The sequence below is a fragment of the Devosia sp. genome (assembly GCF_024707125.1).
In the GTDB taxonomy this organism is placed as follows: domain Bacteria; phylum Pseudomonadota; class Alphaproteobacteria; order Rhizobiales; family Devosiaceae; genus Devosia.
The window spans coordinates 635,701-656,948 of record NZ_JANQAH010000009.1; the positions used below are offsets into that span (position 1 = coordinate 635,701).

Annotated in this window: 22 protein-coding genes; 11 read left to right on the forward strand and 11 right to left on the reverse strand. The window is 62.8% G+C overall.

Annotated elements, in window-relative coordinates; all coding sequences use genetic code 11:
- Positions 1-77: 77 nt before the first annotated feature.
- Entirely contained in the window at positions 78-437 is a 360-nt protein-coding gene (locus NVV77_RS13220; protein ID WP_295414002.1) for a VOC family protein, read from the reverse strand.
- A gap of 136 nt (positions 438-573) precedes the next feature.
- On the reverse strand, positions 574-1,833 hold the full coding sequence (locus tag NVV77_RS13225) for a glycerate kinase (RefSeq protein WP_295414005.1): 1,260 nt from the start codon (positions 1,831-1,833) through the stop codon (positions 574-576).
- A gap of 120 nt (positions 1,834-1,953) precedes the next feature.
- On the opposite strand from NVV77_RS13225, the gene NVV77_RS13230 reads away from it, so the two are divergent.
- The 6 genes from NVV77_RS13230 to NVV77_RS13255 all read left to right on the forward strand — a co-directional run bounded on the left by NVV77_RS13230 (position 1,954) and on the right by NVV77_RS13255 (position 5,131).
- Positions 1,954-2,643, forward strand: a complete 690-nt coding sequence (locus NVV77_RS13230; RefSeq protein WP_295414008.1) for a DUF1045 domain-containing protein — start codon at positions 1,954-1,956, stop codon at positions 2,641-2,643.
- A gap of 2 nt (positions 2,644-2,645) precedes the next feature.
- On the forward strand, positions 2,646-3,782 hold the full coding sequence (locus NVV77_RS13235) for an alpha-D-ribose 1-methylphosphonate 5-triphosphate diphosphatase (RefSeq protein WP_295414010.1): 1,137 nt from the start codon (positions 2,646-2,648) through the stop codon (positions 3,780-3,782).
- Positions 3,779-4,345 carry a phosphonate metabolism protein/1,5-bisphosphokinase (PRPP-forming) PhnN gene (gene phnN, locus NVV77_RS13240; protein WP_295414012.1) on the forward strand — a complete coding sequence of 189 codons (567 nt, stop codon included), beginning with the start codon at positions 3,779-3,781 and terminating at the stop codon, positions 4,343-4,345. Before NVV77_RS13235 ends, phnN begins: the two co-directional genes overlap by 4 nt.
- 55 nt (positions 4,346-4,400) lie before the next feature.
- Positions 4,401-4,550, forward strand: a complete 150-nt coding sequence (locus NVV77_RS13245) for a hypothetical protein (protein WP_035079779.1) — start codon at positions 4,401-4,403, stop codon at positions 4,548-4,550.
- Positions 4,537-4,734: a hypothetical protein gene (locus tag NVV77_RS13250; protein ID WP_295414016.1), complete on the forward strand. Its 198-nt coding sequence runs from the start codon at positions 4,537-4,539 to the stop codon at positions 4,732-4,734. The genes NVV77_RS13245 and NVV77_RS13250 overlap by 14 nt, the downstream gene beginning before the upstream one ends.
- A gap of 121 nt (positions 4,735-4,855) precedes the next feature.
- On the forward strand, positions 4,856-5,131 hold the full coding sequence (locus NVV77_RS13255; RefSeq protein WP_295414018.1) for a hypothetical protein: 276 nt from the start codon (positions 4,856-4,858) through the stop codon (positions 5,129-5,131).
- 206 nt (positions 5,132-5,337) lie between these two features.
- Here NVV77_RS13255 and NVV77_RS13260 read toward each other — a convergent pair whose 3' ends face one another.
- Positions 5,338-5,553, reverse strand: a complete 216-nt coding sequence (locus tag NVV77_RS13260) for a hypothetical protein (RefSeq protein WP_295414020.1) — start codon at positions 5,551-5,553, stop codon at positions 5,338-5,340.
- A gap of 219 nt (positions 5,554-5,772) precedes the next feature.
- Between NVV77_RS13260 and NVV77_RS13265 the strand changes: the two genes are divergently transcribed.
- The gene (locus NVV77_RS13265; RefSeq protein ID WP_295414022.1) at positions 5,773-5,964 is read left to right on the forward strand and encodes a hypothetical protein; all 192 of its coding nucleotides are present in this window, start codon (positions 5,773-5,775) and stop codon (positions 5,962-5,964) included.
- Between the two features lie 126 nt (positions 5,965-6,090).
- Here NVV77_RS13265 and NVV77_RS13270 read toward each other — a convergent pair whose 3' ends face one another.
- Positions 6,091-6,606, reverse strand: a complete 516-nt coding sequence (locus NVV77_RS13270) for a hypothetical protein (protein WP_295414025.1) — start codon at positions 6,604-6,606, stop codon at positions 6,091-6,093.
- Between the two features lie 137 nt (positions 6,607-6,743).
- Between NVV77_RS13270 and NVV77_RS13275 the strand changes: the two genes are divergently transcribed.
- The 3 genes from NVV77_RS13275 (at position 6,744) to NVV77_RS13285 (ending at position 12,568) form a co-directional block, all read left to right on the forward strand.
- Positions 6,744-7,508 carry an ABC transporter ATP-binding protein gene (locus NVV77_RS13275; protein WP_295414028.1) on the forward strand — a complete coding sequence of 255 codons (765 nt, stop codon included), beginning with the start codon at positions 6,744-6,746 and terminating at the stop codon, positions 7,506-7,508.
- Positions 7,508-10,063 (forward strand): FtsX-like permease family protein, encoded by a 2,556-nt coding sequence (locus NVV77_RS13280; RefSeq protein WP_295414030.1) that lies wholly within the window; start codon positions 7,508-7,510, stop codon positions 10,061-10,063. The genes NVV77_RS13275 and NVV77_RS13280 overlap by 1 nt, the downstream gene beginning before the upstream one ends.
- A 195-nt stretch (positions 10,064-10,258) precedes the next feature.
- On the forward strand, positions 10,259-12,568 hold the full coding sequence (locus NVV77_RS13285) for a Tex family protein (RefSeq protein WP_295414032.1): 2,310 nt from the start codon (positions 10,259-10,261) through the stop codon (positions 12,566-12,568).
- Between the two features lie 168 nt (positions 12,569-12,736).
- Here the strand turns inward: NVV77_RS13285 and NVV77_RS13290 are convergent, their stop codons facing one another.
- The 7 genes from NVV77_RS13290 to NVV77_RS13320 form a co-directional block, all read right to left on the reverse strand.
- On the reverse strand, positions 12,737-13,675 hold the full coding sequence (locus NVV77_RS13290) for an N-acetylglucosamine kinase (RefSeq protein WP_295414035.1): 939 nt from the start codon (positions 13,673-13,675) through the stop codon (positions 12,737-12,739).
- The gene (locus NVV77_RS13295) at positions 13,672-14,343 is read right to left on the reverse strand and encodes an N-acetylmannosamine-6-phosphate 2-epimerase (RefSeq protein WP_295414036.1); all 672 of its coding nucleotides are present in this window, start codon (positions 14,341-14,343) and stop codon (positions 13,672-13,674) included. Before NVV77_RS13295 ends, NVV77_RS13290 begins: the two co-directional genes overlap by 4 nt.
- Positions 14,340-15,203, reverse strand: coding sequence for a carbohydrate ABC transporter permease (locus NVV77_RS13300; protein WP_295414039.1), 864 nt, complete (start codon positions 15,201-15,203; stop codon positions 14,340-14,342). The genes NVV77_RS13295 and NVV77_RS13300 overlap by 4 nt, the downstream gene beginning before the upstream one ends.
- Positions 15,200-16,120: a carbohydrate ABC transporter permease gene (locus NVV77_RS13305; protein WP_295414041.1), complete on the reverse strand. Its 921-nt coding sequence runs from the start codon at positions 16,118-16,120 to the stop codon at positions 15,200-15,202. Before NVV77_RS13305 ends, NVV77_RS13300 begins: the two co-directional genes overlap by 4 nt.
- Before the next feature lie 194 nt (positions 16,121-16,314).
- Positions 16,315-17,556 (reverse strand): extracellular solute-binding protein, encoded by a 1,242-nt coding sequence (locus NVV77_RS13310; RefSeq protein ID WP_295414044.1) that lies wholly within the window; start codon positions 17,554-17,556, stop codon positions 16,315-16,317.
- 50 nt (positions 17,557-17,606) lie between these two features.
- Positions 17,607-18,671 (reverse strand): ABC transporter ATP-binding protein, encoded by a 1,065-nt coding sequence (locus NVV77_RS13315; protein ID WP_295414046.1) that lies wholly within the window; start codon positions 18,669-18,671, stop codon positions 17,607-17,609.
- 432 nt (positions 18,672-19,103) lie between these two features.
- Complete coding sequence (locus NVV77_RS13320) at positions 19,104-19,952, reverse strand: MurR/RpiR family transcriptional regulator (protein WP_295414049.1); 849 nt, start codon at positions 19,950-19,952, stop codon at positions 19,104-19,106.
- A 193-nt stretch (positions 19,953-20,145) separates the two neighbouring features.
- Between NVV77_RS13320 and murQ the strand changes: the two genes are divergently transcribed.
- On the forward strand, positions 20,146-21,078 hold the full coding sequence (gene murQ, locus NVV77_RS13325) for an N-acetylmuramic acid 6-phosphate etherase (protein ID WP_295414050.1): 933 nt from the start codon (positions 20,146-20,148) through the stop codon (positions 21,076-21,078).
- The last annotated feature ends 170 nt before the right edge of the window (positions 21,079-21,248 follow it).

The following is a 21,248-nucleotide window of genomic DNA, read 5'->3' on the forward strand; positions in this document are numbered from 1 at the left end:
CCCGAGCCGGTTTGCGGCACGTTAGAGCAAACCTCTCCCCCGCCTGCCAAGGCCCTTTCGCAACAAAAGTATGATTTTTATTCCGACTGTGGCGCCGGAGGCTCCCACAACTCGATCTGGTTGCCTTCCGGATCATGAATTCGGGCGAAGCGACCAGTCTCGGGCGTGTCCCACTCATCCGGCCGCGTCTCGACGGCGATGTCAGCCGCCCGCAATTGCGTCATCATCGCGTCGAGATCATCGACGCGAAAATTGATCATCCACTGCTTGTCGGGCGGAAAATAGTCGGTTGTGTCCTTGAAGGGGGCAAAGACAGTCAGGCCGCCCTCCTGGGTCCAGAGCTCCGTCACGCCCAGATGCTGCTCATACCAGGCCGCCAACTGGACCTTGTCCCGCGCACGAAAGAAAAAGCCGCCAATACCAAGTGCCTTTGCCATTCTCTGGCTCCTCCTCGGTTCGCCTCACCCCAACAGGCATGCAGTCTGCACCCGGCGTCATTCCCGCGAAAGCGGGAATCCCTGCCCATGTCGAGATCCCCGCTTTCGCGGGGATGACGCGGTGTTGGACGGAGCGCTAACGAATAAGAATCGCCCTAAAGTCATTCACATTCGTCCCCGTCGGCCCAGTGACAAACAGATCCCCAATCGCCTCAAACGCCCCATAGGCATCATTGTTCGCAAGCGCTGCCAGCGGATCCACCCCCGCCTCGCGCATCCGCCGCGCCGAGGTGCCGTCGACAAACGCCCCGGCATTGTCCTCGGACCCATCGATCCCGTCCGTATCCCCCGCCAGCGCAGTCACCCCTTCGACGCCATCAAGCGCAATGGCGAGCGAGAGCAAAAACTCCCCGTTCCGCCCCCCGCGCCCTTTTCCGCGCAGGGTCACCGTTGTCTCCCCGCCCGAGAGCAAAACCACCGGCTTTTCAAACGGCTGGTTTCTCTGCGCAATTTCCTTGGCAATGGCCGCATGCACCAGCGCCACATCCCGCGCTTCGCCCTCGATGGAGTCCGACAGCACAGAGGCCCCAATCCCCCTTTTCCGCGCCTCCTCAGCCGCCGCCGTCAGCGACAGCGCCGCCGAAGCAATGGTCACAACCGAATTGCCGACAAACCGCGCATCATCCGCCCGCGGCGCCGGATTTTCATCACTGGCCAAGAGCTTCTTCGTCGCCTCCGGCAGCTCCAGCCGATAAAGCTCGGCAAACTTTCGTGCGTCGGCCCGCGTCCCCGCCAGCGAAATGGTCGGCCCCGAGGCCACCAGCGCCGGATCGTCCCCCGGCACATCCGAAACAACCAGCGTCGCCACCCGCGCCGGCGCCGCCAGTGCCGCCAGCCGCCCGCCCTTGATGGTCGAAAACTGATTGCGAATGAGGTTCATCACGCCAATCGGCGCACCCGAAGCCAACAACGCCCGATTGATCGCCTGTTCGTCTTCGAGCGTCAGCCCCTCGGCCGGCGCCGGCAACAGCGCCGAACCGCCGCCCGAAATCAGCGCCACCACAAGATCATCCGCGCTCAGCCCGCTGACGATCTCCTTGAGCCGGTTTGCCGCCGCAAACCCTGCCGCATCCGGCACCGGATGCGCCGCCTCGACAATCTCGATCCGCTCGCATTTTTCCCCATAGCCATAGCGGGTGACCACGAGCCCGGTGATCTCGCCCGGCCAGGCCTTTTCAAAAGCCCGCGCCATCTGCGCCGAAGCCTTGCCGGCCCCGATGACAATCGTGCGCCCCTTGGGTTTCTGCGGCAAATGCCGTGAAACGGCCAGCGCCGGCTGGGCGCGCTCCACGGCAAGCTCGAACAGGGTTTGCAGCAGCGCGCGGTCCATGGTCATCCTCCGACCCCCAAAATTCCTCGCCGTCTTTGTGGAGAGTGGCGCCCACCTTGTCCAGCCTTGCCGTCATGTCAAAAGGCAGACACATAGAGGCGCTAGCGGCACGCTTCTGGAGTTTTCATGACCGAACGATTCGCCATCTATTACGCGCCCTCCGCCAATAGTCCGCTCTGGGACCGCGCCGCCGCCTGGCTTGGCCGCGATCCCCTGACCAATCAGCTTTTCGACGGCGCCGTCGCCGGCATCGAGCGCAATCGCCTGCTCAATCTCACCCAGTCGGCCAATCGCTACGCCTTCCACGCAACCATCAAGCCACCCATGGCCCTGGCCGAAGGGGCGAGCATCGAGGAACTGCGCACCGCGCTCGCCGATTTTGCCCGCAAGCAGGCGCCTTTCGTTTTGGGCCATCTGCGCATTGCCTCGCTCGATGGTTTTCTCGCGCTCATCCCGGCCGAGCCCAACGAGGCCCTGCAGGATTTTGCCGCCTATGTGGTGGAAGAATTTGAACCCTTCCGCGCCCCGCTCAGCATCAAGGACCGGGCCTCCCGCGCCGCCCGCGGCCTCTCCCCGCGTCAGGAAGAACTGCTCGATTCCTACGGCTACCCCTATGTCTTCGACGAATTCCGCTTCCACATGACGCTGACCGATCGCCTGCCGGAAGCCGAGCGCGCCGAAATCAGCACCGCCCTGGAATCATGGTTTGCGCCCGACATTGCCGAGCCGGTCCTTTTCGATCGTCTCGTGCTGTTCCACGAGCCCGATAGCGGCCGCCCCTTCCGCCGCCTCGAAGACTACAAGTTGGGAGCTTGACCGTGTCCGAACTCGTTCTCTCCAATGCCCGCGTGGTCCTTGCCGATGACGTCGTCACCGGCAGTGTCCTTGTGCGCGATGGAAAAATCGCTGATGTCGACACCAAGAACACCCGAACCGGCGAGGACTTTGGCGGCGACTACCTGATCCCCGGCCTCGTCGAACTCCACACCGATCATCTCGAAAACCACTATCGCCCACGCCCTGGCGTCTTCTGGGATCCGCTGGCCGCGCTTCACGCCCATGACGTGCAGATTTCCGGCTCCGGCATCACCACGGTTTTCGATGCCGTCCGCATCGGTTCCGATGTCGACCTGCCCAGCATGTTCGAGCATTCCAAAAATCTCGTGGATGCCGTCCGTGCCGGCCCAGAGCAAGGCTGGCTGCGCGCAGAGCATTTTCTGCACCTGCGCTGCGAATTGCCGAGCCATGACGTGGTCGAACACTTTGAGGCTTTCGCCGACCATTCCCAGACGCGCCTCGCCTCGGTCATGGACCACACGCCCGGCCAGCGCCAGTTCCGTTCGCTCGACGACTACAAGCGCTTTTACGCCAAGCATATGGGCCAGAACGAAGCGCAGATGCTGGCCTATATAGAAGCCCGCCAGGCCGAGCACGACCGCTATTCCGCCCCCAATCGCCAAGCCATCGTCGCCCGCGCCCACGAACTGGGCCTGGCTCTCGCCAGCCACGATGACGCCACCCTGGCGCAGGTCGAAGAAGCCGCTGAAGACGGTGTTTCCATCGCCGAATTCCCCACGACGCTTGAGGCCGCCGCCGCCGCCCACGATGCCGGCCAGGCCGTGCTGATGGGCGCGCCAAACGTCGTCCGCGGCAAATCCCATTCGGGCAACATTTCCGCCAGCGATCTCGTCGCTGCCGGCCTTCTCGATATTCTCAGTTCCGATTACGTCCCCTTCGCCCTGCTGCAGGCCGTCTTCGTCCTGCCCCAGCGCTTGCAGGAGGTCAGCCTTCCGCAGGCCCTGCTCACCGTCACCAAAAATCCGGCCGAAGCCGCCGGTCTTGTGGACCGGGGCGAGATCGCCATTGGCAAGAGGGCCGATCTGGTGCGAGTTTCAGGTGAGACGCGCGTGCCCGCCGTACGCGCCGTCTGGAAAGAGGGGATCAGGGTCAGTTGAGCGATCGTCCGCCCGGAGTGCTGGTTCTGGTCATCGGCCCCTCGGGTGTCGGCAAGGACACGCTGATCACAGGCGCCCGCCAGGCGCTCGATGCCGACAAGCGTTTCAGCTTCGTGCGCCGCCTCGTCACCCGTCCCACCGACCTCGATCTCGAAGATCATCTCTCCATCGAGCCCGACGAATTCGCCGAGGCTCTGGTCAATGGACGCCTCGCACTCCACTGGGAGGCGCATGGCCTCAACTACGCCTTGCCCATCGGCGTCGATACCGATCTGGCTTTGGGCCGCATTGTCGTCGCCAATGTTTCGCGCCATGTCGTGCCCACGGCGATTGCCAAATATCCCAATTGCCGCGTCGTGATGATCACCGCCGAAATCTCGCTGCGTGCCGAGCGCCTCTCCCGGCGCGGTCGCGAAAACCGCGATCAGATCACCGCCCGCCTCGCCCGTGAGGGCGCCGCGTTGCCGGCCGATGTCTCCCCAGTCATGATCGACAATTCGAGCTCCGTCGGCATCGGCGTCACCGCCTTCGTCATGGCCCTTCGTGCCCTCGCCGAAGAGTGAACCCTTTTCCTCCTGTCGCGTTGGAAATTGACTATCCAAGCGTCAGGAGTTCTCCATGAGCCGAAACGGACTTTATGCCCTGGTGGCCGTGCTCGCCGTGGCCGTCGTCGCCTTTGCGATCTATACCTATCAGCAGCAGCAATCCCAACCGGGCATTGAAGTGCGGATCGACGAGCAGGGAGTGTCCATCGATGGAAACGGCTAGGGAAACGCATCGCTCGGCCATCGCCGCGGCCATATCTGCCGAATTGCAGCGTCAGGCCAAGGCGGGCGCTCTACGTATTGATGTCGAGGCGTTGGCCGATGCGGTCCTGCGCGCGCTCGATCCCCATCCGCCCCTGGCAGAGGGCCAGCGTCCCGAAGAGCTCAATTCGAGCAATGATGGCTGATTGCTCCGTCAAAATCCGTATGGGGCTCCGCATTTTTGCGCGCGGGGCCGGAAAGGCGGTTCCAACCGCCTGGGCCTGATCCTCTTCGCAGCGTCACGGTCAAAACCCAAGCGGTGCGGAAATGCCGGGATATGTGCGCGTCACGCCGGACCAGATTCCGGCGGGCCAGACGGCCCTTCTCCTCTTCGTGCACAACGGAGAGCTTTGCGCAGGTGTCCTGAGGCACAGCCTCGAAGGACGCCTCGAGCGCCTCGTGCCCGACAATCCCTCGCCCTCAGACCTGATCCTCGGCATCTGCCGGATGATGGCCGACATGCCCATCGATGCCGACCTCTTCGTCGTCCTCGAACCGCTGGCCTATTGGCCGGAGCTTTTTCCCAGCCTGCGGGGGCTCTGAAACAGGCTGGCACGATGATCGCCACTTCCACCGGCTGTCACCCCGGCGCAGGCCGGGGCCCATCTTGAGATCTCAGGATAGGCCCCGGCCTGCGCCGGCGTGACAATCGAGTGCGGCTAGGGCAGGGCCCCAAAAAACAGAAATCCCCGCTCACGCGGGGACATCGGGACGAGCAGATATGATGGCGCGGCCAGGGCCGACCGCGCCTAGATTTCAGCAGAACCCTGCACGGCCTCGCGCACCGCCCGATGGGCGATCTCGACAGAGGCAAAATGCTGGCCGTCGACCACGAAGGCCGGCAGCTTCACGGCGAGGAAGCGGAAGCCGCCCTCTGCCGGCACGACGACGCCCTGGGGCTCGCCGCCAACTTCGATCACGGTTGGCCGGAGCGTTTCGGCCTTAGAAAAACTGTTTTCCTGCATGGGTGGAATCTCCACTTGCGCGACGAATGGGAAAACACGGGCGGTGGAACTGTCCACGCCGGTGAGCCATTTCGCTGCGGGTCTTATCGAAACTCTGAGACGGTGGTGTGACTGTCTTCACACCGTGAACGTGATCGGAATCACATTCGTTTCGAGCAGGACCCTTGCCAGCGTTTGGCGTCAGTGCGGCGGGTTACTACGGTCGAACACAGGGCATGGATGGTAATGGTCGGCGATGTAGTCATCGTCATTCCTCTCCTTGCGAGTGTTGACTGTATGAGTGCGCGGCATTTGCGGCGCAGCGATGGCAAGATAGGCGAGCTTTTGCGTTTTCACCAGTGGGACGTGATGCGCAAAGCGAGAAAAAATCGAAAAACCGTGCTCGACTTTCGTCGTGTGATAAAAACATGACACATTGCATCATGTTTTTATCCTGCAAGAGCGGCATTGCACCGGCGCGCAATTATGCGCTCCGGTTCCATCCCTCGGGATCGATCTGCCGGCCCTCATAACAAAGGGCCGGGCAAAACCTTGTGATCAGCGCGCGAAAGGCACGCTGGTGGTGAGGAGTTTCCCCGAATCGTTGAATTCCACCTGGAAATCCACCCGAATCGAATCGCCCACGAGGAAGATGCGCGAGCCGATGGCAACGTCATTGCCGCCGCGATCCTTCTGGCGCTCGACGAGGTCAAAGCCGATCTCGTTGCCGCCCTGCTTGCCGACCGCTATGCCCGAAAAGCCGGCATTGGAGGTCATCACGGCTTCATACTGACCCTTGGCATCGACATAGGCGATGGTGCCCGAAACCGACAGGTTCATGTTCACCAGCGTGCAGCGGCCGGTATAGTTGATTTTGCCGGAATTTCCGGGGCTTACGGCCAGGCGGCAGCGGAAGGGCTCGGGCTTGTCGCCGCCCTGCAAAATGCTCTCGCCGCGCCAATTGCCGACATAGGAAGCCAGCAGCGCCTGCTCGCCCGGCCCCGCCAGCACTGGCGCTGCGGCCAGCCCTACCAGCATCATTGCCACGCCAATGGCGCTCTTCCCACCCTTCACCACGTCAAATCCTCTTGGTCATAATTGTCCGCCCCCCGGGCATGACTTCTTTATACTTCATCCAACAATGCCAGTTTAATATGATCGAGCAAAGATGCGGCATTTACACCGCGTAAACCACTACCGCCGGAGGCAGCGTGTCCGCGCCTGAACAGTCCCCGCTTTCCGATGCTCCTGCTAATCCCAAGAAAGCGGCGCCCATGGCCAATAGCCCGATCATCATCGCCAGCAAGGTCGATTATAGCGTCGAAGTCGCCGGCAAGCCGCTCAACATTTTGCGCGGTGTCGATCTGTCGGTGAATCCGGCCGAAGTGGTGGCCATTGTCGGCCCCTCGGGCAGCGGCAAGACCTCGCTCCTGATGCTGCTCGCCGGCCTCGAACGCGCCAGCGCCGGTCGCATCCAGGTCGGCGGCACCGACATCACAAAACTCGACGAAGACGCCATGGCCGTCTTCCGCCGCCAGACCCTCGGCATCGTCTTCCAGAGTTTTCATCTTATTCCCTCGCTGACGGCCCTCGACAATGTCGGCCTCGCGCTCGAAATCGCTCGCCCCGAGATGAAGCTTAGCGATGTGCGCAAGGAAGCCGCCGCCGCGCTCGACGCCGTCGGCCTCGGCAAGCGTCTGGATCACCGCCCCTCGGCCCTCTCCGGTGGCGAACAGCAGCGTGTCGGCCTCGCCCGCGCCCTGGTGACAAAACCGCGCCTCCTGCTCGCCGACGAGCCCACCGGCAATCTCGACCAGAAGTCGGGCGCCGTGGTGGTGGAACTCATGTTCAACCTCGCCCGCCAAAACGGCACGGCCGTCGTCATGATCACCCATGACGCGCACCTGGCCGAGCGCACTGACCGCACCTTCACCATGGAACAGGGTCAGCTGACCGAAACCACGAGCGCCCGTTGATGCGTGCCTTGCTTGCCGCGGCCCGTGTCGGCCTCAAGGAAATGGCCGGCGACTGGGCCCGCTTTTCCCTTCTCATCATCTGCCTCGCCGTCGGCACCGCGCTGATCGCCGGCGTCTCTGCGGTTTCCTCGGCCATCACACGCGCCGTCGACCAGAACGCCGCCATGCTCATGGGCGGCGATCTCGAATTCACCCGCTCCGATCGCGCGGCGAACGCCACCGAACTCGCCATCCTCGAACAGGCCGGCACGCTCGCCAGCGTCGTCGAGACCAATCTCGGCGCCGAATCCTTCACGGGCGAAGCCTTTGTCGACCTCGTCGCCGCTGGCCCCGGCTATCCCCTTCTCGGCGGCGTCGGCACCAGCGATAGCGAAGCCATGGTCACCCCCTTCAATGCCCTTGAAGAGCGCGACGGCATGTTCGGCGCCCTCGTCGATCCGGTCATGCTCGACCAGCTCGGCCTCACAACGGGCGACACCATCTCCATCGGCGGCACCGATTTCGAAGTCCGCGGCACCCTGACCGGCCTCCCCGATGGCCCCGTCCGCGGTTTCCGCCTCGGCCTTTCGGCCCTGCTGAGCACCGATGGGTTTGCTCATGTCTCCGACCGCACCTCGCCCCTTCCGGGCCTCGGCACCAATTTCCGCTACAAGCTTCTTCTCGCCTCCGGCGATACCGAAGCCGAACGCGAGCGGCTGACCGCCGAACTCGGCGATGCCGGCTGGGAAATCCGCTCCGCCCTCGACGGCCTCGGCCCCATGCTGCGCTATTATGAACTCTTCACCGGCTTCCTGATGGTCGTGGGCCTCGGCTCGCTCCTCATCGGCGGCGTCTCGGTCTGGAGCGTCATGTCCGCCTATATCGGCGAGCGCTCCGGCGTCATCGCCGTGCTCCGCAGCCTCGGCGCTTCGCGCTGGCGCGTGCTGGTCCACTTCCTCGTCCAGGTGCTCGCCCTCGGCCTCGTGGGCGTTGGCATCGGCATTGCCGTGGGCGTCACCATCGGCCTCGTCGTTCTCCCCGCAGTGGGTGAAGCCATCGGCATTCCGCTCGCGAGGGAACTCGACCTGCTCGCCGTTCTCGTCGCCGGCGCCGTCGGACTCCTCACCGCCTTCGCCTTTTCCTATCTGCCCCTCGTCCAGGCGCAGATGGTGTCCCCGGCCAATCTCTTCCGCTCAAAAGGCCTCGGCGCCCCGCGCATCGACTGGCGCAAATTTTTGGCGTCAGGCGAGCTCCTGCCTTTGGCTATCGCCGTGCTCCTTTTCTTCTGGCTGGCCGTGGTCCTCACAAACGACCTCATTCTGGTTCTCGCCTTTGCCGGCTCCGCCATCGGCGCCGCCGTGCTCCTCCAGCTCGGCAGCCGCCTCGCCCTCATCGGCCTCGCAAAACTCCCAGCGGTCCGCTGGCGCCCGCTGCGCCAGTCGCTCCGCGCCATCATCGGCACCACCCGCAATTCCTCGGCCGTCGTCACCGCCGTTGGCCTCGCCATGGTGATCCTCGTCGTCGTGCAGGTCCTCGCCATCAACCTCCGCAACGAATTCCTCGGCGCTTCGGTCTTCGACGCTCCGACCCTCGTCGCCTCCGATCTCTTCCCCGACGAAATGCAGACGCTCGAAGCCTCTGTCGGCCCCGAACACGGCATTGCCCTGGTCACCGCCACGCCCATGCTGCGCGGCACCGTTGTGACCATTGCCGGCAAGCCCATCGAGAACCTTGCCGCCAACGGCCCGGAAGCCGCCTTCCTGCTCTCGGGCGAAATCCCCATGACCTATCGCACGGTCCTCCCGCCAGCCTCGCGCCTTGTCGAAGGCCAATGGTGGCCCGCCGACTATACCGGTCCCGCCCTCGTCTCCCTGCACCAGAACCTGCGCCAGGGCCTTGGCGCCAAGATCGGCGACGAAATCACCTTCGAAATCTTCGGCGAGACGGTCACCGCCACCGTGGGCAATTTCCGCGACTACGCCTGGCAGGGCGGCATCGACTTCCTCGTCGCCTTTTCCCCCGGCGTCCTGGACATGTACCCCTCGACCATCCTCGCCGCCGTCACCGCCGAACCCGGCCGCGAAGAAGAGGTGCAACGCTTCCTCGCCAGTGAATATGTCGACATCAAATTCATCGAGATCGGCGCGACGCTCACCCGCATCACCGAAGCCCTGAGCCAGCTCTCACTCGCCGTCGCAGCCGTGGGTGGCATCGCCGTCCTCAACGGCCTCCTCATCCTCATAGGCAGCCTCGCGGCCGGTCGCCGCCAGCGCGAATCCGACGCCGTGCTCAACAAGGTGCTTGGCGCCAAGCGCAGCGAAATCCTCGTTTCGGCGCTCATCCAGTTCCTTCTCCTCGCCGTCTTCGCCGCCCTGATCGCCATCCCCGCCGGGATTTTCACGGCCTGGCTCCTCACCCAGGTGCTGCTCAACGTCGCCTTCGCAGTCGATCCCGCCACCATCGGCATCGTCGTCGCCGGCCTCGTCGGCATGACCGCCATCCTCGGCGCCACGACGCTCCTCCGCGTCCTCTCCATCCGCCCAGCCCTGCTGCTGCGCGAAATGTCGAGCGTGTAGCCACCACACGTCATCCTCGGGCTTGACCCGAGGACACTTCACTTAGCGGGCGTGCGGCAAGTACAGAGCCCTCGGGTCAAGCCCGAGGGTGACGGGCCCGGATGCCACCTTTCCACACCCTCTCCCCCTCATGATTGGGTTTTCGCCCAAATCCCCATTATGGTCGCGCCAACTCGAATCCAGACTGGCTGACCCATGGCGCTTCCCACCCCAAACCTTGCCACCCGCATTGCCCAGGAAATCGGCGCCAAGCCCGATCAGGCCAAGGCGGCAATCGAACTCCTCGATGGCGGCGCCACCGTCCCCTTCATCGCCCGCTACCGCAAGGAAGTGACCGGCGGCCTTGATGACACCCAACTCCGCAATCTCGAAGAGCGCCTCGGCTATCTCCGCGAACTCGACGCTCGCCGCGACGCGATCCTGAAATCCATCACCGAGCAGGGCAAGCTCACTCCCGATCTCGCCGCCGCCCTCGCCGCCGCCCCCACCAAGGCCGAGCTCGAAGACATTTATTTGCCATTTAAGCCCAAGCGCCGCACCAAGGCCGAAATCGCCCGCGAACGCGGCCTCGGCCCCCTGGCCGAAGCCATCCTTGCCGATCGTCGCCTCGTCCCCGCCGACCTCGCTGCCACCTATCTCAACGACGACATTCCCGACGTAAAAGCCGCCCTCGATGGCGCCCGCGATATCATCGTCGAACAGATGGCCGAAAACGCCGACCTCGTCGGGCGCCTGCGCACCTATATGAAGGACCGCGCCACCCTCCGCGCCAAAGTCATCGACGGCAAACAGGAAGCCGGCGCAAAATTCTCCGACTATTTTGACCACACGGAGCGCTGGGCCACGGCGCCCAGCCATCGCGCCCTCGCCATGCTGCGCGGCCGCAACGAGGAAGTCCTCTCCGTCGATATCGAAGTCGATGCCGACGACACCTCGGTGGTAAAGCCCGCCGTCCGCATGGTGGCTTCGGCCTACCAGATCGGCGGCAGTCTTCCGGGCGACAAGTGGCTCCTCGAAGTCGCCGGCTGGGCCTGGCGCACCAAACTCTATGTGCACCTCTCGCTCGATCTCATGCGTGACCTGCGCGAACGCGCCGACGACGAGGCCATCACCGTCTTTGCCCGCAATTTGAAGGACTTGCTGCTCGCCGCCCCCGCCGGCTCCCGCGCCACCATGGGCCTCGATCCCGGCATCCGCACCGGCGTAAAGGTCGCCATTGTCGACGGCACCGGCAAAGTGCTGGCCACCTCGACCGTCTATCCCTTCCCGCCGCGCAACGACGTCACCGGCACCCAGGTCGAACTGGCAAAACTCATCCGCGCTCACAATGTCGAACTGATCGCCATCGGCAACGGCACCGGCTCGCGCGAGACCGAAAAACTCGTCGCCGAAATGCTGGCCCACATGCCCGCGCCAAAGCCGCTCAAGGTGATCGTCTCCGAAGCCGGCGCCTCGGTCTATTCCGCCTCCGAATTGGCCGCCGCCGAGTTCCCCGGCCTCGACGTGTCCTTGCGCGGCGCCGTCTCCATCGCCCGCCGCCTGCAGGACCCCCTTGCGGAACTGGTCAAGATCGAGCCTAAGAGCATCGGCGTCGGCCAATACCAGCACGACGTCGATCAGTACCGTTTGGCAAAATCGCTCGATGGCGTGGTGGAAGACGCGGTGAACGCCGTCGGCGTCGATCTCAACACCGCCTCCGCGCCGCTCCTCGCCCGCGTCTCCGGCCTCGGCGCCTCCATCGCCGAATCCATCGTCGCCCATCGCGATGCCAATGGCCCCTTCAAGACGCGAAAAGACCTGCTCTCGGTCGCCCGACTCGGTCAGCGCACGTTTGAGCAGGCCGCCGGTTTCCTCCGCATCCCCAACGGCACCGAACCGCTCGACGCTTCCTCGGTCCACCCCGAAGCCTATGGCGTTGCCAGAAAAATCGTCGCCGCCTGCGGCCGCGACGTCCGCGCCCTGATGAGCGACTCTTCCGCTCTGAAAACCTTGGACCCGCGCGTCTTCGTCGACGAGCGTTTTGGTCTCCCCACCGTCCGCGACATCATCGGCGAATTGGAAAAGCCCGGCCGCGACCCGCGCCCCGCCTTCAAGACGGCGACCTTTGCCGACGGTGTTGATGACATCAAGCACCTCAAACCCGGCATGCAGCTCGAAGGCACCGTCACAAATGTCGCCGCCTTCGGCGCCTTCGTCGACATCGGCGTGCACCAGGACGGCCTCGTCCACGTTTCGCAACTTGCCGACAAGTTCGTCAAAGACCCGCATGAGGTCGTGAAGGCAGGCGACGTCGTAAAAGTGACGGTTGTCGAAGTCGACGTCCCCCGCAAACGCATCGGCCTCACCATGCGCCGCGACGGCGGCACTTCGGCCCGCGAAATCCGCCCGGAACAAACCCGCCCCGCCGGCGGCCGCCCCCAACAACAGCGCCCGGAACAGAAGCCCAAGGGTGGCGATCAGGGCGCCTTTGGTGCCCTACTCAGTGCTGCAATGAAGAAGAAATAGGACTGGGCTCAGCAATCATCGTCATTGCCCGGCTTGTCCGGGCAATCCATCTTGCCAGACTAGCCTCACCCACAGCGTCATTCCCGCGAAAGCGGGAATCCTGCACTTGAAACGGAGATTCCCGCTTTCGCGGGAATGACGCTGTGAGAGTCTAAGTTGCCGTGGCCCTCAAGCCAGTCCCGTATTCCCAGCCAGCGCCGCCCGCCATTCCGACGACACATCCGTCTGCATCCGCGCCGCTGCCAGCGCCGCATCGGCCTCGGGGAAAATCACCTCGTGTCCCGCCAGCGCTTCGACAATCGCCTGACGAATCCCCGGCAGCGCCAAGACGCCACCGACAAACCCAATCGGCCTCTGTCCAACCCGCCCCGTCAGCGCCGAACCCATCAGCGCCAGTTCGCGCCCGGCTGAAGCCAAAATCTCCCGCGCGATCAGATCGCCACGCTCCGCCGCGGCCCCAACGGCCACCGACAGCGTCCCGATCCGCCCACGATCGCCGCCATAGACGAATTCGCGCACCATATGCCATTCGACACTGCCCAGTCGCTTGGCGATCTCGTCCGCCAATACGACAACGCCGGTAAACGACCCATCATGGTCCAGCCGCCGAAACAGCGTATCGAGCGCTTTGAGCGCAATCCAGCTCCCCGACCCCGCATCATCGATGAGAATTCCCCGCCCACCGACGCGCACATAAGCGTCGCCTGTGCCGATGTGGAGCCCGATCGACCCCGTTCCCGCCGAGATCAGATGCCCTTCGCCCGGCTTGAAGATCGAGGCATAGGCCAGCGTCATATCGTCGACGGTAATGCAGCTTTCCGCCGCCACGCCGAAAAACTCGACCAACTGCTCACGCAGCAATCCGGAAACCCCGACCCCAAATCCCGTCAGCCCCGTCGTCGCCGATTTCGCCGAAAACCCATGCGCCTTGAGGTCACCGGCAATAGCGCCGAGCGCTGTGCGCAGCCGTTCCTTCTCGACCGGATTGAACAGATGCCCCGTTGCGCCCGATGTCTTTCCGCGCGCCAAGACAGCGCCGGAATCGTCACAAGCCACCCAGCGGCTGGCCGTGCCGCCGACATCGACCCCGAGATGCATGGCCGTCATTCCGGCACGCCATCCCTGACGAACATTTTGGTGATTTCGCGCGGATTGGTGATCATCGTGCCCACCACAACGGCGTGAGCGCCGGCTTCAAAGCCGCGCTTCACCCATTCGGGCGTATTGTAGCGGCCCTCGGCCACCACGGGAACGTTCAGCCGCTGAGCGAGCTTTTCCAGCAAGTCGAGGTCCGGATGCGCCGGCTTGGGCTCGGTATATTCCGTATAGCCCGACAGCGTCGTCGCCACATAAGTCGCGCCCCAATCGGCCGCCGCAACGCCCTCTTCAAACGTGGAAATGTCAGCGAAAACCTCCGCCTTCAGCTCCTCGCGAATGCGCCGCACCAGCACTTCCGGGCTTTCCCCATTGCGCGGCCGCATGGTGCAATCGAGCGCCACGATCTCCGCCCCCGCCTCGACAATCGCCGCCGCAGCGTCGAAATCGGGCGTGATGTAAACCGGATACTCGTCCGAAAACACCTTGTGAATGCCAATCACCGGCAGGTCCGCGCCCTTCACGGCGCGAATATCTGCCGGCCCATTGGCCCGCAATCCCTTGGCTCCGCCATCGCGCGCCGCCAGCGCGGTGGCGCCCATGAACACGGGGCCATGGAGCGGATTGTCGGCCCGCGCCTGGCAGGAAACGATCAGGCCTTTGGGCAGCGCAAGATTCACTTCACCGCTCCCGAAGTCATGCCGGCAATGAACTGCTTGGACAAGACGATATAGATGAGAATGATCGGTGCGGTCGAGAGGGTCAAGCCCGAGAACAGCACGCCCCAGTCGGTGGTATATTCGCCCATAAAGGTCGTCAGACCCTGCGGCAGCGTCTTCAGGTTATCGTTCTGGATGAAAACCAGCGGGAAAAAGAAGTCGTTCCAGATCGGCACGACATTCTGGATGCCGGCAATCACCATGGCCGGGCGCACCAGCGGCAGCATGATCGCCCACATGATCCGCGCCTCGCTCGCCCCATCCATTCGGGCGGCATCTTCCAGCTCATTGGGGAGGCTGCGGATAAAGCCGGTCATGATGAACACGGTCGTTGGCAGGCCCATGGCCGTATAGACGAAGATCAGCGAGAGCTGATTGTTGAGGATGGACAGGTCCCGCATCAGCATGAACAGCGGAATGATCGCCAGTTTTAGCGGCAGCGTCAGCCCCGCCAAAAAGAACATCAGGATGAAACTGGAGCCGGTAAAGGCATAGCGCCCCAGCGCATAGGCCGCCATGGTCCCAAGCGTCAGGATCAGCACCATCGAAGCGCCGGTCACGACGAACGAATTCAGCAGATAGCGCAGAAAATTCGTCTCGCTCCAGATTTTCACGAAGTTGGCCACCTGCGTGAAATCGGGAAGCCCAAACGGCGACTTGAAAATCTCCGGCGTCGTCTTGAAGGCTGAAAACACCATGATGACGATCGGCGCCAGCATCAGCACCGTATTGGCGATCAGGATGATCTGCAGCATGCCGTCGCGCCCCAGCGTCGCGAACAGGCCCTTGCGGTCATAGTAATTGGTCGCAGCCGCACTCATAGCTGGATCTCCCGGGCCCGCAGCCGCGTGGTGATGACACCCGCAACGATCGCAATGAAGATGAAGATCAACACAGCCAGCGCCGAGCCGAGCCCAAAGTCCTGCTGCCCGGCCGACACATTGCCAAAGGCCGTGCGGTAGAAATAAAGCCCCAGCACGTCGGTCGAGCCAAACGGCGAGCCATCGAGACCGCCCATGATATAGGGCAGCTCAAACCAGTTGAACGCGCCGACAAAGAGCAGCGTGAACACAATGGTCGCGCTCGGCGCCACCAGCGGCCACACGATTTTCGTGATTTTCACCCACTCGCTCTCGGTCTCCATGCGCACGGCATCGAGAATTTCGCTCGGGATGCGCTGCATGCCGGCAAGGAAGACGAGCGTGGGAAAACCAACCATATGCCAGGCCTGCGCCACGATGATGCTACCGAGCGCCGTGCCCGATTGCCCGAGCCACGGTTGCGCCAGCCAACCAAGCCCGATCCCCTTGAGCGTGATGTTCACGACGCCAAAGAGCGGGTGGTAAAAGAGCTTGAAGAGATAGGCGACGATGATGGTGGAGAGCACCACCGGCAGAAACACCGCAATCCGGTGAAAGCGCGCGCCGGGCAATTCGCGCCAGAGCGCATAGGCGAGGATGAACCCCAGCCCGTTCTGCAGCACCATCAGCGCGAAGAAGACGATGACATTGTTCTTGAAGGCATTTATCGTCCAGCTGCGATAGGGCTCGACGAACAGCACCGTATGGAAATTTTCGAGGCCGACAAAGTCGAGCCGCTTGAGACCCTGCCAATCGAAGAAGGCATAGGCGAAAGCCGAAACAATGGGATAGACGATAAAGAGAGCCACAAAGGCCAGTGGCGGCACGATGAGCGCGGTGATCCAGAGGCCGCGGCCTGTCATCCGAAGTTGGGGCACTTTTAGGGCTCGCTTTTGCGATGGAGCGAGTGGGAATTTACCCCCACCCTTGATCCCTCCCCACGGGGAGGAGGGGGACTCAGGAACCGATATTTAGAACGCCTGACTTCAGACAATCACCGGCGCACCCCCCTTGTGGGGAGGGAATGAGGGTGGGGTCTACGCCCCACCCCCTCAGCGGAGGGAGATCCGCCTTACTTCTTGAACGGCTCGTACCAGGCGGCCAGGCCCGTGGTCAGGGCTTCACCGATGGCTTCCGGAGCGGTTTCGCCGGCAAACAGCTTCTGCATTTCGCCCTGGATCAGCACCGAGCCCGAGGGTTCGCCATAACGGAAGTGGGCGAGCATCAGGTAGGGGATCGAGGACTTGTTGAGGTCGTTGACTTCAGCCAGCAGCGGGTTGTCGAACGTCACGCCCGGAATGGTCGAGATGTTGTTCAGCGTATTGGCGAAAGCCTGGCCGAATTCCTGGCTCGCGAGGTAATTCAGGAACTTTACCGAAGCTTCCTTATTGGCGCCGGCGGCATTGGCTGCATAGCCGCCGTCGAAATAGAGGCCGACGAGCTTGGCATCTTCCGCCGTCTTGCCGGGAGCCGCGAAAACGCCGAGTTCGATATCCGGGTTCTGCGTCTTGAACGTCGCCAGTTCATAGGAACCGCCGATGAACATGCCGGCCATGCCCGAGGAGAACAGCTGCTGGGCCGAGGGGTAGTCGAGGCCGATAAAGCCGTCCGGGAAGTACTCGGCGGCAACGGCGGCCACTTCACCCAGCGCGCCGGTGAAACGGGCATCGGTGAAATCGGCAGTGCCGGCCATCAGCTCGTCATAGAACGCCTTGCCCATCAGCGAGGAGCCGAGGCCAAAGGTGACGGTTTCATTCTGCCAGGCGGTCGCGGTGCCGTTGGCAAACGGGATGACGCCGGCATCCTTGAGCTTCTGGGCCGCAGCCTTCAGCTCGTCCCAGGTCTGCGGCTCGGCAATGCCGTTCGCGTCGAACAGGGCCTTGTTGTAGATCACGAGCTGGGTCTGGCTGGCGAAGGGCACGGCATAGGTGGTGCCGTCCGAGCGCATGCTTTCCGCGGCGATTGCCGGGGCAGCGAAATCGGCGAGAGCCGGCACGCTTTCGGTGGTCAGCGCTTCGAGGTAACCGGCCGAAGCAACGTTTTCCATGCCGCCATAGGCACGCACCATCATCACGTCGGGGCCAACGCCACCGGCGAGGGCGGTCGACAGAATGGTGTTGTAGTTGGCCGCTTCAAACGTCTCGAACTTGACGGTGATGCCCGGGTTGGCTGCCTCGAACGTATCGATAAACGTTTCATAGGCAGCGCGGTCTTCCTGGCGCCAGCTCCAGAACGTCAGTTCCTGGGCAAAAGCCGGGGCTGCGACGAGCACGGCGCTGAGTGCGGCGCCGATGCGGATCAGATTGGTCTTCATTGTGTTCCCTTCCCTTGAAAACTTCTGGATAGTTTTGATCCGGCCCTTTTTTAGGGGGTCAGCCGCCGGCCATCCTCGGCGGAAAAGTAATGCGCGGATCCCGGCTCGACCGTCACGGTCACAGCCTCATCAGGCGCAAAGAGATCATTTGGGGTTGTGCGCGCCGAGAGCAGCGTGCCATCGGCGAGGCGCGCATAAACATAGGCGTTGTCGCCCAGATACTCGGTATAGACGACCGTGGCCGACAGCCCCTCGCCGCTCTGGCCGCGATGCAGTTTTACCGCGTCCGGCCGCAGCCCGAGCTTCAAGTTCTTTGCCTCGGGCAGGGCGCCGGTCGCGACCGAACCGCCATTGGCAACGCCGAGGCGATCACCATCCCGCGCCACATCTACCAGCGTCATGCGCGGCGACCCGATAAAGGTCGCGACAAACGTATTGGCCGGGGTTTCATAGAGTTCGCGGGGAGACCCCACCTGCTCGATGCGGCCGGCATTCATCACCACGATCTTGTCGGCCAGCGTCATGGCTTCGACCTGATCATGGGTCACATAGATCATGGTGCCGCCTATATCGCGGTGCAGTTTTGCAATTTCGAGACGCACATCGCTGCGCAGCGCCGCATCCAAGTTCGACAGCGGCTCATCGAGCAGAAACACATCGGGCTTGCGCACCAGTGCCCGTCCGATGGCAACGCGCTGGCGCTGGCCGCCCGAAAGCTCGCGTGGCTTGCGCTTCAAAAGCGCATCGAGCCGCAACATGCGCGCGGCATCGGCAATGCGCTTTTCGACCTCGTCCTTGGTCAGCCCCATCAGCCGGGCGCCAAAGGCCATATTCTCGTAGACGTCCATATGCGGATAGAGCGCATAGGACTGAAACACCATGGCAATGCCGCGCCGCGAGGGCGGCACATCGTTCATGCGCTGGTCATTGAGGAAAAAGTCGCCATCCGAAATCGGATCGAGCCCGGCAATCAAGCGCAGCAGGGTCGACTTGCCGCAACCCGAGGGGCCGACGAAGACGACGAATTCGCGATCCCCGATTTCGAGGTCGATGCCATGGAGCACATCGGTGGTCTTGAAGCGCTTCTTGATGCCGCGCAGCGATAGTCGAGCCAAGATGCCCTCCGCTAATCCCTCGATGCCCCCTCATGAGCACCTTGGGATGGAATACTAAATTCCAAAATTTGATCATGTCAAGAATAGAAAATTACATCAGGACTGTGACAGGTCATATTTTGGTAAGGCTTCGAACTGTCCCGCAGGGCAAATCGCTCCGGTGGAGCGATTTGAAGTGAGAAGGCCATGAGAGCTACGCTCGAATGGCGGGCGGGTAGGGGCTTCCGGCAATAACTACCGCTCTCCCCACCCACTCGGTGTCATTCCCGCGAAAGCGGGAATCTCTGTTTCAATAACCGGGATTCCCGCTTTCGCGGGAATGACTTCGTGGATGGAAACTGAATCTGACCCACCATCGTCACCACCGGCCTTGTCCCGGTGGTCCATGGGATGTCGCAGCAATGGGAATGGTTGTGGGATCTGCCCTAGCCCTCAGGCTTTGAGCACCGTCACCGCCGCCTCGCTGCGGTGGATATAGTCATAAGCATCCGCCTGCCGCCGCAGCAGCAGGATGAACAGCATATCCGTCAGCATCAGCTGCGCATCGCGCGAGGTGATCGCCGAAGAGCGCACCCGCTCCTCGTCTGCCACCGTAAAGAGGCTGATATCGGCAATATCCAGCAGCGGGTTGGGCTGCAATCCGGTCACCGACAGCAGCGTCGCTCCGCGCTTCTTCGCCAGTTCGGCAATGCGCAGCGTTTCCATGCTCCGCCCCGAATGGGACAGCGCAATGATCAGATCCTGGTCATTGAGCGCCGAGGCATTGGAAATCTGGATATGACTGTCGCTATCGACCAGCACCGTCCGCCCGAGTTTTAGGAGCTTGTACGAAAAATCCCGCGCCACCAACGAAGACGCACCGACTCCGGCAAGCTGGATCCGCCGCGCCGACATCAGCGCATCGAGCGCAGAGTCAATCGTCGCCTCGGTATTGACCGCCGATGTCTCGCGCATCGACAGCAGCTTCGAGCCGATCAGCTTTTGCAGGATCGTCATATAGGAGTCGCTGGCATCGATTGTGCCGTGAATGACCCCGGCCGGCGCATGAAACTCCTGCGCCTTGGCCTTGTTCACATCGAGTTTTAACTGCTGATAGCCCTCATAGCCGAGCTTCTGGCTGAATTTGACGACGCTCGACTGGCTGCGCCCGGTCGCTTCGGCCAAGGCCGCCGAAGACATGGTCAGCATCTGCTCGGGATGGTCGAGAATGAACCGGGCGATCTGGCGATCCGCCTGGGTCATGGATTCGATCTTGGCACCGAGAATTTTGAGGATGGACATTTTCTATTCCTCGGGCTGCGCGCTGTCTGTGGAAGGCAAACGCCCTGCCAAAGAACCGCGTCCGCAGGGCGGGACGATAGGGCCTCAAGGGATCAACTGCCATCCCACATCAACAGGAATATTCTATTCCACATTTCATTGACAAGAGGAATATTCGCTTCTAGCATTTTTGCGCGAACAGAGGGGACTACCCATGGCAAAAAGCGCTCTGATGGCGGAGCTGGAAACGCTGGTTTCCGAGGCCCGCAATCCCGATACGGTCGAGATCGATCTCATGTCGACCCGCGAAGTTCTCGCGGCCATGAATCGTGAAGACAACAAGGTCCCCGAAGCCGTCGAAAAGGTTTTGCCCGAAATCACGGAGGCCGTCGACAAGATCGTCGAGGCCTTCCGCCATGGCGGGCGCCTCATCTATATCGGCGCCGGCACCAGCGGGCGCCTGGGCGTGCTTGACGCCTCCGAATGCCCGCCGACTTTTGGCGTGCCGCCCGAAATGGTTGTCGGCCTCATCGCCGGCGGCGACCACGCCCTGCGCCACCCCATTGAAGGCGCCGAAGATTCCCCCGAAGAGGGCCGCAAGGACCTTGAGCGCGTAAAGCTCGAAGCCCGCGACGTTGTCGTCGGCATCGCCGTTTCCGGCCGCACACCCTATGTCATCGGCGGTCTCGACTATGCCAAGTCCGTCGGTGCCACCACGGTCGCGCTCTCGTGCAATCCGGACAGTACCATTGCCCGCCAGGCCGAAATCGCCATTTCCCCCGTCGTCGGCCCCGAGGCCGTCACCGGTTCGACCCGTTTGAAGTCCGGCACAGCACAGAAACTGGTGCTCAACATGCTGACCACGGCCAGCATGATCCGCATCGGCAAGACCTATCAGAACCTGATGGTCGACCTCTCGGTCTCCAACAAGAAACTCGAAGCCCGCGCCATCCGCATCCTCGTGGAAGTCGCCGGCTGCAGCGCCGACGAAGCCGAACGTCTGCTCGCCACCGCCGGCAACAATGTCAAATTGGCCATCCTCATGGCCCTGACCGGCATGGACCGCCCCACAGCCGAAACCGCCTTGGAAAAATCCGACGGCTTTCTGCGTCGCGCCGCGGGCATTCAGCCGCGCGCTGCTGGCTGATACCTCCACACTCGATGTCATTCCCGCGAAAGCGGGAATCCCTGTTTTAGAACGGAGATCCCCGCTTTCGCGGGGATGACAACCGGTGGGGTGAAGAAATCTGCCAAGAACTCGATGCGCACCTCCCCCTAGATGGGGGAGGATGGGAGGGGGTGGAGCCGCAAGCGCAA

What these genes read in the sequence shown, in the direction of transcription:
- NVV77_RS13220 (WP_295414002.1), bottom strand. Translation starts at nt 437, where the DNA reads ATGGCAAAGGCACTTGGTATTGGCGGCTTTTTCTTTCGTGCGCGGGAC.
- NVV77_RS13225 (WP_295414005.1), bottom strand. Translation starts at nt 1,833, where the DNA reads ATGACCATGGACCGCGCGCTGCTGCAAACCCTGTTCGAGCTTGCCGTG.
- NVV77_RS13230 (WP_295414008.1), top strand. Translation starts at nt 1,954, where the DNA reads ATGACCGAACGATTCGCCATCTATTACGCGCCCTCCGCCAATAGTCCG.
- NVV77_RS13245 (WP_035079779.1), top strand. Translation starts at nt 4,401, where the DNA reads ATGAGCCGAAACGGACTTTATGCCCTGGTGGCCGTGCTCGCCGTGGCC.
- NVV77_RS13250 (WP_295414016.1), top strand. Translation starts at nt 4,537, where the DNA reads ATGGAAACGGCTAGGGAAACGCATCGCTCGGCCATCGCCGCGGCCATA.
- NVV77_RS13255 (WP_295414018.1), top strand. Translation starts at nt 4,856, where the DNA reads ATGCCGGGATATGTGCGCGTCACGCCGGACCAGATTCCGGCGGGCCAG.
- NVV77_RS13260 (WP_295414020.1), bottom strand. Translation starts at nt 5,553, where the DNA reads ATGCAGGAAAACAGTTTTTCTAAGGCCGAAACGCTCCGGCCAACCGTG.
- NVV77_RS13265 (WP_295414022.1), top strand. Translation starts at nt 5,773, where the DNA reads ATGGTAATGGTCGGCGATGTAGTCATCGTCATTCCTCTCCTTGCGAGT.
- NVV77_RS13280 (WP_295414030.1), top strand. Translation starts at nt 7,508, where the DNA reads ATGCGTGCCTTGCTTGCCGCGGCCCGTGTCGGCCTCAAGGAAATGGCC.
- NVV77_RS13285 (WP_295414032.1), top strand. Translation starts at nt 10,259, where the DNA reads ATGGCGCTTCCCACCCCAAACCTTGCCACCCGCATTGCCCAGGAAATC.
- NVV77_RS13290 (WP_295414035.1), bottom strand. Translation starts at nt 13,675, where the DNA reads ATGACGGCCATGCATCTCGGGGTCGATGTCGGCGGCACGGCCAGCCGC.
- NVV77_RS13300 (WP_295414039.1), bottom strand. Translation starts at nt 15,203, where the DNA reads ATGAGTGCGGCTGCGACCAATTACTATGACCGCAAGGGCCTGTTCGCG.
- NVV77_RS13310 (WP_295414044.1), bottom strand. Translation starts at nt 17,556, where the DNA reads ATGAAGACCAATCTGATCCGCATCGGCGCCGCACTCAGCGCCGTGCTC.
- NVV77_RS13320 (WP_295414049.1), bottom strand. Translation starts at nt 19,952, where the DNA reads ATGTCCATCCTCAAAATTCTCGGTGCCAAGATCGAATCCATGACCCAG.
- murQ (WP_295414050.1), top strand. Translation starts at nt 20,146, where the DNA reads ATGGCAAAAAGCGCTCTGATGGCGGAGCTGGAAACGCTGGTTTCCGAG.